A 12779-nucleotide genomic window follows, 5' to 3' on the forward strand; every position below is an offset into this window, starting at 1 on the left:
CCTTTGGCCACTCGGGAACCCCCCCAACGAGAGATTTTTATACTTAACAAGAGTTTTCCCAACGACCTTGCCAAGTTCGGAGCGAATAATAGCAAACTTCGTTTTTCTGTAAAGCACTTTTCTTTGTTTTTTGGTTTGAATGATTGGTTTTTCGTCAAAAAGGGGTGAAAAGCACCATTTTTGAACAAATAATATAAAAAAGGGTCATATGGAAGTGATTGTTTTTACAGTTTATTGCACCATCTTTACATTCATTGACGAACAAAACCACTTTCACTTGGTAAACTAGAGCCAGTAAGTAATTTTAATAATTCAAATAATAAGTATCAATATGAATCAAACTAAGTCTATTACTCTTGCAGTTTTATTAGCATGCACTTTATCAACACCTTCTTATGCTAATAAATCAAGAGGAAATCAATCGGTTGCTGTTGTCTCTGAAGAAGTGGCAACACATGAAATATCCCAATCATTATCATTAATCGGAAAATTAGAATCTGCGGAGTCTGTGATCATCTCTCCTGAGGTTTCTGGAAAAATTGACCGAATCGCAGTTAAGGCAAATCAAGAAGTTAAAAAAGGTCAGCTTTTAATTCAGTTAAATGATGATAAAGCCAGTGCTGCAATTAAAGAGGCGCGAGCGTATTTGAATGATGAGAAACGTAAACTGAAAGAATTTCAACGTTTAGCGAAAAAGAACGCGATTACTCAAACGGAAATCGATGGCCAAAAAGCCAGTGTTGATATTGCGCAAGCTCGTTTAGAGGCAGCAAATGCGAATTTAGCTGATCTTCACATTTCTGCTCCTTTCTCTGGTACGGTCGGGTTTATTGATTTTAGTCGCGGTAAAATGGTCAATGCTGGGACTGAATTACTGACGTTAGATAACTTGTCTTTAATGCAGTTAGATTTACAAGTGCCAGAACGTTACCTTTCAATGTTATCAACGGGTATGACAGTCGATGCGACAAGTCAAGCATGGGGAAATACCGTATTTTCAGGAAAAGTCGTGGGTATTGATTCTCGTATTAATGCAGAAACCTTGAATTTACGTGTGCGTATTGAGTTCCCAAATAAAGATCTAAAGATGAAACCAGGTATGCTAATGGCGGCAGAGTTGGATTTTCCTTCTATTAGTGCCCCAATCATTCCAGTACAAGCTTTAGAATATTCTGGTACAAAACGTTATGTGTACGTTATTGGTGATGATAATAAAGTAACACGTACTCAAGTTACGCTTGGTGCTCGTGTTGAAAACCGCGTCGTGATTGAATCTGGTTTAGAGATTGGTCAAGATATTGTGGTTCAAGGTTTAGTTAATATGCGTGAAGGGGTAACGGTTAAGTTGCTTGAACAAGAGACTCAGCCTGTAGCTAAAGGACAGTAATTATGTGGTTATCGGATACGTCGGTAAAAAGACCAGTTGTTGCCATCGTTCTTAGCTTATTGTTGTGTGTATTTGGTGCGGTTTCTTTTAGCAAACTCGCTGTACGTGAAATGCCAGATATTGAAAGCCCAGTAGTATCTATCAGTACTCGTTATGAGGGAGCCTCTGCAACCATTATTGAAAGCCAGATAACAACAGTATTAGAAGATCAGCTTTCTGGTATTAGTGGCATTGATGAGATTGAATCTACAACACGTAACGGCATGTCTCGTATTACTATTACCTTTGATTTAGGTTACGACTTAAATACGGGGGTAAGTGATGTTCGTGATGCAGTAGCTCGTGCTCAACGAAGTTTGCCTGACGAAGCGGACGATCCGATTGTCTTTAAAAACAACGGCAGCGGAGAAGCGTCGCTTTATATCAATCTAAGCTCTAGTGTAATGGATAGAACAGAGTTAACTGACTATACCGAGCGAGTATTGGTTGACCGTTTTAGCTTGATCACTGGCGTGAGCTCAGTTGATATCTCTGGTGGGCTTTACAAAGTAATGTATGTGAAGCTACAACCGGATTTGATGGCAGGGCGTGGAGTCACGGCATCCGATATTACTGCCGCATTGCGCTCAGAGAATATTGAAAGCCCAGGTGGTGAGGTGCGAAATGACGCGATTGTTATGTCAGTTCGAACAGAGCGCTTATATAACCAAGCGGAAGATTTTAACTATCTTGTTGTAAAAACGGCGAGTGATGGCACTTCTATTTACCTAAAAGATGTCGCTGATGTGTTCATTGGTGCTGAAAACGAAAATTCGACGTTTAAAAGTGATGGTGTTGTTAACGTAAGTATGGGGATAGTTCCTCAATCTGACGCAAACCCGCTAGAAGTGGCCAATTTAGTTCATGAAGAAGTAGCAAAAATACAGCAGTTTTTACCTGAGGGTACTCGCTTAGCCATTGATTATGACTCGACGGTATTTATCGATCGTTCTATCTCTGAGGTGTATAGCACGCTCTTTATTACGGGTGGTCTCGTGATATTAGTGTTGTACATTTTTATTGGTCAGGCGCGAGCGACATTAATTCCTGCGGTGACGGTACCTGTTTCTTTAATATCATCGTTTATTGCCGCCTATTACTTTGGTTTTTCAATTAACTTAATTACCTTAATGGCACTGATCTTATCGATTGGTCTAGTGGTTGATGATGCCATTGTGGTCGTAGAGAACATTTTCCATCATCTAGAAAAAGGTGAGTCGCCATTATTAGCCGCCTATAAAGGCACAAGAGAAGTGGGCTTTGCCGTAATAGCAACAACCTTGGTTTTGGTCATGGTATTCTTGCCGATCTCATTTATGGATGGCATGGTCGGTCTCTTATTTACTGAGTTCTCTGTATTGCTTGCAATGTCAGTGTTATTCTCATCATTGATAGCTTTGACACTGACCCCAGTACTAGGCAGCAAGATCTTAAAAGCCAATGTTAAACCAAATCGTTTTAACTTATTTGTTGATAGATTATTTTCAGGGCTTGAGCGTGGTTATCGCAAATCAGTATCTAAAGCCGTGGCATGGCGTTTATTGGCACCAGTGGTTATCTTGGCGTGTATCGGCGGCAGCTACGGTTTGATGAAGCAGGTTCCTGCACAATTAACACCTCAAGAAGACCGTGGCGTACTGTTTGCCTTTGTTCGTGGTGCTGATGCGACCAGTTATAATCGAATGAGTGCGAACATGGATATTGTTGAAGAGAGACTGATGCCATTGTTGGGTAAAGGCTTTTTAAAATCATTCAGTATTCAATCGCCAGCGTTTGGTGGTCAAGCAGGTGACCAAACAGGCTTTGTTATCATGATCTTAGAGGATTGGGCAGACAGAGAGTTAACTGCTCAAGAAGGATTAGGTTTGATACGTAAAACCTTAGCAGATATCCCAGATGTTCGTGTATTTCCAATGATGCCAGGTTTCCGTGGTGGTTCAAGTGAGCCTGTGCAATTTGTACTTGGTGGCTCCGATTACAAAGAACTGCAAAAGTGGGGAGATATATTAAAAGCGGAAGCGAATAATAGTCCATTGATGGAAGGTGCAGACATTAACTATTCTGAAAAAACACCAGAGTTAGTTGTGTCGGTTGATCGCAACCGTGCTGCTGAGTTAGGCATTAAGATCTCTGATATTTCAGATACCCTTGAAATCATGCTTGGTGGTAAAAGTGAAACCACGTATGTGGATCGTGGTGAAGAATATGATGTGTATTTACGAGGCGATGAAAACAGCTTTAATAACGCAGCGGATCTGAGCCAAATTTACATGAGAACCGCTACGGGTGACTTAGTGACACTTGATACGGTAACGAAAATCAATGAGGTGGCATCTGCTATTCGTCTATCACATACCAATAAGCAGAAATCCATAACCTTAAGTGCCAATTTAAAAGATGGTGCGACATTAGGTGATGCTCTGGATTATCTGGATGCAAAAGCGATAGAAATGCTACCGAGTGATATTTCAGTGGCTTACACTGGTGAGTCAAAAGACTTTAAAGAAAATCAATCAAGTATTCTTGTTGTATTCGGGCTAGCATTACTTGTTGCGTATTTGGTACTTGCGGCGCAATTTGAAAGCTTTATTAACCCAATGGTGGTGATGTTTACCGTTCCTATGGGTGTATTTGGTGGTTTCTTAGGGCTAGTGATAATGGGGCAAGGTCTCAACATTTATAGCCAAATCGGTATGATCATGTTGATCGGCATGGTAACTAAAAACGGGATCTTGATTGTTGAGTTTGCGAACCAACTTCGTGATAAAGGTGTTGAGCTAGAGCAAGCGATTGTTGATGCATCCGCCCGTCGTTTACGTCCGATCTTAATGACGGCATTTACGACATTAGCCGGTGCGATTCCATTGATTATGTCTACAGGCGCGGGTTATGAAAGCCGAGTAGCAGTCGGTACCGTTATTTTCTTTGGTATGGCGTTTGCGACTTTGGTAACGTTATTTGTTATTCCTGCGATGTATCGCTTAATCTCAGGTAATACTAAGTCTCCAGGTCATATAGAAGCGTTATTAAATAAAGAATTAGATCATGATATTAAAGGGCGAATTTCGCATTAATATTGAAATGATAATTTGATAAAAAGAAAGGCCATTACTTGATGTTTAGTGATGGCCTTTTTATTTAAATCAAATACTTATGTGGATTGGCATTACCTAGATTAGATTTACTGGTTGTAACGTAAATCACTATAGCTTGGCGTTTAAATCTGCCATTACTGCGTCTTTATTTTCTAAATACTCATCTAGACCATTTTTACGTAAGTCACATGATGGGCAATCACCACATCCATCCCCAATCACACCGTTATAACAGGTTAGAGTTTGACTACGCACATAATCTAATTTGCCATATTTATCAGCAAGTGCCCAAGTTTCTGCTTTATTTAGCCACATAAGTGGAGTATCAATACGAAGTTTACGATCCATACCTAATACGAGAGATTGGTTAATTGATTTTACAAACTCATCTCGACAATCAGGGTAGCCAGAGAAGTCAGTTTCACAAACACCAGTGATGACAGACTCAGCCCCTAATTGATATGCATAAATGCCAGCAAGTGTTAAGAACAGGATATTACGACCCGGGACAAAAGAGTTAGGTAGGCCATTTTCTTGCAGCTCATGAGAAACAGGGATATTGTCGCGAGTTAATGAGCTAACGGCAAGCTCATTAAGTAAACCAACATCCATCACCTTGTGAGAGGCTGCACCCAGTTCAAGCGCGACTTTTTTTGCTACTTCAATTTCTTGATTATGGCGTTGGCCGTAATCAAAAGTAATACAATGAACATTATCATATTGAGTAAGAGCTTGAATTAAACAGGTAGTGGAGTCTTGACCGCCACTAAAAACAATGATTGCTGTAGACATAATAGAATGAATCTCTGTAGGATTATTTAATTGTATTGTAATGAAAAAGCCATCGATGATCGATGGCTTTTATTGTTATTACCGATTGGTATTATCCTAGCGGGACGTTATTATTTTATTGGTTTTTATAATTGACCTGTTGCTTCAAAGCGAGCCAATTGTTCTAAACACGGTGTTAAATCACCGATATTATCAGCAACCCACTCGTCATCATAATACGTATCAAGGTATCGCTCACCACTATCACACAGTAGGGTAACGATAGAGCCTTTTTCACCGCGTTGTTGCATTTCACAAGCAAGTTGCAGTGCGCCAAATAAGTTGGTTCCTGTAGAAGCCCCGGCTTTTCGTCCAAGAATTCCTTCTAACCAGCGAGCCGTTGCGACGCTTGCTACATCCGTAATTGTGCGCATTTCATCGATAACTCCGGGAATAAAGCTTGGCTCTACACGAGGTCGACCAATGCCTTCAATCTTACTGCCAGCCTCTAGTGTTAGTTCTTTATTGCCCGTTTTATAGAAGTTATGGAATACTGAGTTTTCAGGGTCCACAACGCATAATTTAGTGTTGTATTTTTGGTAACGAATAAAACGGCCAATGGTTGCAGATGTGCCGCCTGTTCCTGGATTCATTACAACCCACGTTGGCTCAGGATGATCTTCTAATTGCATTTGACGAAAAATGCTATCTGCAATGTTGTTGTTTCCGCGCCAGTCTGTTGCACGTTCAGCGTAAGTAAATTGATCCATATAATGGCCATCTAACTCTTCAGCAAGACGACGAGACTCTGCATAAATCTCATCAGAACGTTCTACAAAGTGAGGTTCACCCCCATAGAATTTAATCATCTCAATCTTCTTACTTGCTGTTTTACGAGGGACTACAGCAATGAATGGCAATCCAAGTAGGCGAGCAAAGTAGGCTTCAGATACCGCGGTGCTGCCCGATGATGATTCAATAATAGGCGTGTTTGGACCAATCCAGCCATTAGAAATAGCATAAAGAAAAAGAGAGCGGGCTAAACGATGTTTAAGAGAGCCTGTTGGATGTGTACTCTCATCTTTCAGATATAAATCGATGCCATCAAGCATAGGCAAATCAAGTTTAATTAGGTGTGTATCAGCAGAGCGTTGGTAGTCTGCTTCAATTTTACGAATAGCGTTGTTAATCCAATCATGATCTGTACACATAATGCTTTCCTTAATATTCTCAATGCAAATAGTAGCGATGTGATTAATTTACCTCTGTATGTTGAGAAAAACTTTGCTATATTTACTTCATTACAGCTATAAAAGAGAAAATTTTTCTATTGTGAGGTTTTTATGGGAAAGCATGAGCTAGATAAGGTGGATACGACCTTACTTTCATTACTGCAAAAAGACAGCACTATCTCATTACATGATTTAGCCGAGGCCGTAAATTTAACCACGACACCTTGCTGGAAACGATTAAAAAGGCTGGAAGAAGAAGGGGTAATAGAAAAGAAAGTGGCTTTGCTTAATCCAGAAAAATTAGGGTTAAGTTTTAATGCCTTTGTTTTAATTAAAACCTCAAATCACTCACAAGAATGGTACAACAAATTTGTTGATACGGTTTCTGATTTTCCTGAAGTGATGGAATTTTATCGAATGGCAGGTGAGTATGATTACATGATGAAGGTGTTATCAGAAGACATGAAGGCCTTTGATGGTTTCTATAAAAAATTAGTGAATAGTGTTGATGGGATCTCGAATGTTACCAGTACATTTGCAATGGAACCTTTGAAGTATACGACAGAACTACCATTATAGATTTCCCGTAATTAAATTATTTTGTTATCGCAGGTCAGGAGTAATACCAGACCTGCGTTATTTGGGATAAATGGCTTATTTTTTCTTCATTCTCATAACACCTTCTTGCATTGCAGACGCCACAAGCTCACCTTTCTGATTAAATATCTCCCCACGAACTAAGCCTCGAGAGCCGCTCGCATTGGTGCTTTCAATAGAGTAAAGCAACCACTCATCCATTTTAAATGGGCGGTGGAACCACATTGAGTGATCAATCGTAGCAACTTGGAAATTTGGCGTTAATAAGCTGACTTCATGTGGGTGTAATGCTGTTGGCAAAAATCCCCAATCAGAAGCGTAAGCTAATAAATATTGATGAATTAATTGGTTATCTGGCAAATCACCGTTTGCTTTGATCCATAAATGCTGTGTTGGTGCAGCTTTTTTAGGTGCTAATGGATTAACGATATTAACAGGGCGAACTTCAATCGGTTTTTCGCCACAAAATATTTTCTGAACCGCTGGTGGAAGTACGTGCTTAATTGCTTCTGCTAATTGCGTTTCTGAAGCAAAGTTTTCAGGGCCAGCAATGTCAGGCATTGATGATTGGTGCTCAAAACCAGGTTCATCACCATGATAAGAAGCGGTTAAATAGAAAATTGGACGGCCGTTTTGAATGGCTTTAACACGACGGGTACTAAAGCTTCGACCATCTCTTAGATTTTCAACATCATAAATGATCGCTTTTTCTGGGTCACCAGGGTGAAGAAAGTAGCTATGAAAAGAATGTACCGTTCTTGCGTTATCTACGGTGTAACGAGCAGCTGAAAGCGCTTGGCCAATGACTTGACCACCGTAAACTTGCGGTAAACCAAGGTTTTCACTTTGCCCTCTGAATAAACCTTGTTCTAATTGTTCTAGCTGTAGGAGGGTCAATAACTCATTTAATGCTTTATTCATTTCTTTGCCTTAGTACCAGTAACGTAATTATTCTATTGTGAGGTAGATTCAGTTTGAGTTCAATAAGTTAAACAATATGTTAACTTGGTCAAGATAACATCAGGACTGTGTGATTTTACGGTCGTTGAGTTAGTTTTCTGTCAAAGATAGAGTCGATGAGAAGACAGTTTAATATATTAGGTTTATATTTATGTCGTTTTTATCAAAATATATAACAAAGAGAGAATAAAATGAAAAAATCATTATTGGTGGCGTTATCGGTGGCTACAGGGATTACAATGGTTGGCTGTAATTCAACAGATAAATCTGAAAAAGAAACGGTAAAACAAGAAGTTGTAGTTCAAGAGGAAGTAACTCAAACTGATGCTGCAAATACTGACGTAATTGAAGTGGCTGAGACACAAGTAGTTACGGGTAGTGTTGGTTACCGTGAGCGCATTGCATTGCCTGCAAATGCGGTTATTACAGTGACACTGGCTGATGTATCATTAGCTGATGCACCATCAAAAACGATTTCTGAGCAAACTTTTGAGGCCGCAGAAAAATCATCTCCATTTGATTATTCTTTAGAGTTTGATACAGCAGATATTCAAGCAAATCATCGCTACTCTGTACGCGCAACAATCAAAGTGGATGGTAAGTTACGTTTTACAACAGATACTAACTACGCCGTTATTACTGATGAAGCAAAAACCATGCAACAAGACTTAATGCTAAAAGGCGTTCGTCAATAATTTTGAAAAGTAGCATATAAAAATAAGTAGTTATGTTTTAAGGCATAACTACTTGTTTAAAGTTTGAAACACTTCCATTATCCTTTATTAATATATTTTCCTCTTCAAGTAATTGCTTCTGTCTTTCAAATCTATCACCTTGTAATGATATCTTCCCTTGAGCATTAACAACTCGATACCATGGTAATTGCGTTTCTTTTGGCAGTTTTGATAATATTTTTCCTACGTGTCTAGAATGATTAGGAAAGCCTGCCAATTTTGCAAGTTGTCCATAAGTAATCACTCGGCCCTTTGGCACATAATATAGATTTGTATAAATATTTTGAGCAAATTCGTCCATTGAAATGAATACCTTAATGCGTGCCAATTCAGATAAGTATTATCTTAGAAAAGTGAGGTGAGTCAGTGATAAAGCTAATTATTACCGCTAAACTGAAATAGTAACAAAGTAAACCGCTTGATACCAAGGAGGGAGAAGATGGTTTTGACTGTATTATCAATTATATTAAGTATTCTACTTGTTGTTGTTGGCGTATTGGCTTTTGGGATTAGCGGAGGTGAACTTCCTTTATTGGCCTTGGCTATTCCAATGCTGTGGTTAATTCCTCAAGGGGGCGTGGCTACTTGGGTGTTAGTGAGTGGTATTTCGCTATTTGGTTGGACATTAAGTGAGCAGCCTTTATCGTTATCTATCTCTGTTTGGACTCTATTTCCATTGTTGATGGTGGTCTTTTCACGACGAAAAAGTATCCATTTAATCGCTTTTATTATTGCAGTAGTGGTGGCGATGGAAGCCGGAATAATGGCGTTGCAGTATGAAGGCAAATTAGAAGGGGCTGCGTCTTTAACATTGATTCAGATTATCAGTGTTATTTTAGTTTGGGTAGCGGCGAGAAGTTGGAAACCAGTGAATCGAAATGCGTGGTGGCCTCTGGTTTTGGTCGTTCCATTATGGATAGGTGGCTTGCAACATGCGGCATTGGTAGCTCTGTCTATTACTGGCCTTATTGTTTGTTTACAGAGTGTTGGTAGCTCAAAGTATCGTGATTGGCTTACTATGCTGTCATGGCTTTTACCGGTTATAGCATTTGCCACCTTAATTATTTCACCCAAGTTCGAGGTACCTACCTCTGTGATGGTCTCGTGGTTGATGATTTTAATGATTGGTTGGATAACTGATTTTATGATGCAGGTAGATGATGAACCAACAGATTAGGTTCACCATCTATAATTATTACGGTTAAGCGTTACTGGATACGGCAGTTGTTACTTCTTCTTTTATATCGTTAGATTTTAATTCAATAGCTTCTTTAGTTTCTTCAGAAGATTGAATTAAATCATCATAATGACACGCTTGATCTCTGCCGCGACCTTTTGCTTCATATAAAGCAATGTCAGCAAGTTTGGTTAAGTCGTCTGATTGTTGTCCATTTTTAGGGTATGTAGAAATACCGATAGAAACACTTAGTTTACCAAGTGAAAGCTCTTTAATTGCAAGATGAAGGTCACTGACAGCCGTACATAATCCGTTTGCTACAACAAGAGCTCCTTCTGCGTTGGTGTTTGGTAAAATAATAGCGAGCTCTTCGCCACCAAGTCGACAAATGGTATCTTCTCCACGCATGGTATTAAGAAGTAGTGTCCCAATGGTTTTTAATACGTAATCACCGGCATCATGGCCATAGTTGTCGTTAAAGCGTTTAAAGTGATCAAGGTCTAGCATAAGAATAGACATTTCTTGTTTATGGCGATGAGCACGCATTATCTCTTGATTAATGGTCTCTTCGTAGTAACGGCGATTGTATAAACCAGTTAATGGATCGCTTATGGCTTGCTCTCGCAATTTTTCTTGTAAATTTAAATTAGCCAAAGCAAGACCAAGGTGTTCAGCCACAGTAAATGCCAACTTTTGCACATTAGCTGCGAGCTCTTTTTCTTCTCCAAGGTAAATATGCATCATACCGATAGTGTTTCCATGAGCTGTCAGGGGAATGCACAGTGTTTGATCCGTTCCTGTTGCTGACATATGAGAGCACGGTAGAGTAGTATATTTATCATTGGCTAAATGGAACTTACCTTTACGTAAAGCCCAGCATTCTTCAGGTGCATATGTCTTGTTACCAGGCCATGCTCCGCCCCAATCTAATTTAACTAATAACTGGTTGCGAGATGAACGCATTAATGAAACAACACCATTAACGTCCCCAAGAATACGAGGAAGAATATCCTCCACAACCATTTGAGCTTCATTTATTGAATTACAAGCGGCTAACATATTAGCTAAACGGTGTAACAGCTCAATTTCTTGAGTTCGTTGGTCGATGCGTTCTTCTTGTAAGTCTTGTTCATTTTTTACCTGTTGCTGAATAAGCTTATTACTTAATAGGGATGAAGCGATAACTAATGCGATATTGATCCCCATTAAAATCATAAGAATATTCATTAACTCTTCAACCATGGCATCAATTCGAGTTAATGGTGTTGCAACTCGGAGGATATAAGTTTGCCCTTGATAATCAAATGATTGTGCAGCATAAAGTAAATTTTTGAAGCGTGATGTACTAAAGCGCGTTGTTGTGCCATACCCTGTAGTTTTAGCATCAATGACTTCTTTACGATTTAGATGATTCTCTAGCTTTAACGTAGAGACTAAAGATATGTCACTATCGGCAATTGGAGTACCGTTAGATTTGATGAGAGTGATGTGATCTTCTTTCGCTAACTCAATATCAGTTTTAACATAGATATCAAGCGCAGTTAGATCTGAGAAAGAGATATTATCATCTTTAATTTTTGTTATGACTCGCGATACTTCTTCAGATAATCCACCTTCAACTTTATTTTCAAGCCAATTAGAAAGTGTTGAATTGAAAATAAAAAGGCCAAGAGACATGGTAATTATCATGCATATTATAGGTAGATAGAGCCATTTTTTACTGATTGTATTTTTTTTCATCTAAGGTATCCGATAATTCACTAGGCCATTTAATGGTCTGCAGTACTATATAGGATATATGAATAATCGAGAAAAGAATAGAGCATTTACATAAAAGTTAAATTAATGTAAGTGGTATGCGCTATTTTTAGGTTTGTCGTGTAATTAAGCGAATATAGCTTAGGGGAGAGTATGAAATATAGCTCTTTATTGTCGAATAAAGAGCTGTATTTACTATTCAGAAGTAAACTGAGATAGAGTGAATTATTCTATAACTGCTTTCTTAATTCATCTCTGGTATCAGATGAAATAACAGACCAGTGAGTACCTTTAATCGCACCTTCAAGAGACCAAAGTAATTCATCGCTCACACTGCTAGAGTGCGTTTGCTGAATGGCTTTGTATGCGTTAACTGACCCTGTATCACGAAGTTCTTCAACAGTATTAATACCTGCCTTTTTAAGCATTCGTTCTGTTGCTAATCGTAAATTTGGTAGGTCTTTAATTCGAGATGGACCTTCTGATTTCTGTTTTTCTTTATCTTTTTTAGCGACATCTAGAGCGATAACCGCTTGTAATAAGATTGAATCAGGTTCTTTCCAACATTCTGCTGAAATTGCAAAATATTTGGTCACAACAGGAAAACCACGTTTTTTATAAACGTATGGTTCAAATCCTTGCTCTTTAAATAAGTTGATAGTGTCATCACTTGCTCTTAAATGCAGCTTATCTTGAACGACAAGTGCGAACATAGTGCTGTCGATAAATATACCGAAACCACCAAACATAGAACGTGAAGTGATCTTTCCTAGAGAGGAGAGGAGACGGAGTGATTCTTTTAGTACTGGTTTATCCATTGCAATAATTCTCGGTTAGTAAGTCTATGTCACTAAACAACTGAGCCCGAGGAAATAGTAGCAAGTTCAAAATATAGAATTGTTATTTTAAAGTAAAAATTAACAATGCATAAAAGAATACTTGCCATCGGCAACCCCGCTACCCTATATAAAACTTAGGCCGGAAGCTTTGCGTCCTGCACTTTCGCACAGTTTGCCCTGTTCGTGACTT

At 38.9% G+C, this 12779-nt stretch carries 11 protein-coding genes and 1 riboswitch; of the genes, 5 read left to right on the forward strand and 6 right to left on the reverse strand.

Annotation, left to right across the window (positions count from 1 at the left end):
• Positions 1–331 precede the first annotated feature (331 nt).
• Together PVK63_RS14600 and vexH are read left to right on the forward strand one after the other, a co-directional pair.
• Positions 332–1387 (forward strand): efflux RND transporter periplasmic adaptor subunit, encoded by a 1056-nt coding sequence (locus PVK63_RS14600; protein WP_130045559.1) that lies wholly within the window; start codon positions 332–334, stop codon positions 1385–1387.
• Between the two features lie 2 nt (positions 1388–1389).
• Positions 1390–4500 (forward strand): vibriobactin export RND transporter permease subunit VexH, encoded by a 3111-nt coding sequence (gene vexH, locus PVK63_RS14605; protein WP_130047454.1) that lies wholly within the window; start codon positions 1390–1392, stop codon positions 4498–4500.
• Positions 4501–4629: 129 nt separating this feature from the next.
• Here the strand turns inward: vexH and queC are convergent, their stop codons facing one another.
• Entirely contained in the window at positions 4630–5313 is a 684-nt protein-coding gene (queC, locus tag PVK63_RS14610) for a 7-cyano-7-deazaguanine synthase QueC (RefSeq protein ID WP_130087664.1), read from the reverse strand.
• 125 nt (positions 5314–5438) lie between these two features.
• On the reverse strand, positions 5439–6503 hold the full coding sequence (locus PVK63_RS14615) for a PLP-dependent cysteine synthase family protein (protein WP_130087665.1): 1065 nt from the start codon (positions 6501–6503) through the stop codon (positions 5439–5441).
• 132 nt (positions 6504–6635) lie between these two features.
• On the opposite strand from PVK63_RS14615, the gene PVK63_RS14620 reads away from it, so the two are divergent.
• Positions 6636–7103, forward strand: a complete 468-nt coding sequence (locus PVK63_RS14620; protein WP_130045563.1) for an Lrp/AsnC family transcriptional regulator — start codon at positions 6636–6638, stop codon at positions 7101–7103.
• Positions 7104–7178: 75 nt separating this feature from the next.
• On the opposite strand, the gene tesB is transcribed toward PVK63_RS14620, so the two are convergent.
• Positions 7179–8042 (reverse strand): acyl-CoA thioesterase II, encoded by an 864-nt coding sequence (tesB, locus tag PVK63_RS14625; protein WP_130045564.1) that lies wholly within the window; start codon positions 8040–8042, stop codon positions 7179–7181.
• 230 nt (positions 8043–8272) lie between these two features.
• Here tesB and PVK63_RS14630 point away from each other — a divergent pair, with 230 nt between their 5' ends.
• Positions 8273–8776: a YbaY family lipoprotein gene (locus PVK63_RS14630; protein ID WP_130087666.1), complete on the forward strand. Its 504-nt coding sequence runs from the start codon at positions 8273–8275 to the stop codon at positions 8774–8776.
• Between the two features lie 37 nt (positions 8777–8813).
• Here the strand turns inward: PVK63_RS14630 and PVK63_RS14635 are convergent, their stop codons facing one another.
• Positions 8814–9116, reverse strand: coding sequence for an MGMT family protein (locus PVK63_RS14635; protein WP_130087667.1), 303 nt, complete (start codon positions 9114–9116; stop codon positions 8814–8816).
• Positions 9117–9254: 138 nt separating this feature from the next.
• Between PVK63_RS14635 and PVK63_RS14640 the strand changes: the two genes are divergently transcribed.
• Entirely contained in the window at positions 9255–9992 is a 738-nt protein-coding gene (locus PVK63_RS14640; protein ID WP_130045567.1) for a hypothetical protein, read from the forward strand.
• Between the two features lie 24 nt (positions 9993–10016).
• On the opposite strand, the gene PVK63_RS14645 is transcribed toward PVK63_RS14640, so the two are convergent.
• Both PVK63_RS14645 and PVK63_RS14650 read right to left on the reverse strand, forming a co-directional pair.
• Positions 10017–11669: a sensor domain-containing diguanylate cyclase gene (locus PVK63_RS14645; RefSeq protein WP_207215682.1), complete on the reverse strand. Its 1653-nt coding sequence runs from the start codon at positions 11667–11669 to the stop codon at positions 10017–10019.
• Between the two features lie 311 nt (positions 11670–11980).
• Entirely contained in the window at positions 11981–12568 is a 588-nt protein-coding gene (locus PVK63_RS14650; RefSeq protein WP_130087668.1) for a TfoX/Sxy family DNA transformation protein, read from the reverse strand.
• A 126-nt stretch (positions 12569–12694) separates the two neighbouring features.
• Positions 12695–12776: riboswitch (cyclic di-GMP riboswitch) on the reverse strand.
• Between the last annotated feature and the right edge of the window lie 3 nt (positions 12777–12779).

Source organism: Aliivibrio sp. S2TY2, from assembly GCF_028765525.1.
GTDB classification, from domain to species: Bacteria; Pseudomonadota; Gammaproteobacteria; order Enterobacterales; family Vibrionaceae; genus Aliivibrio; species Aliivibrio finisterrensis_A.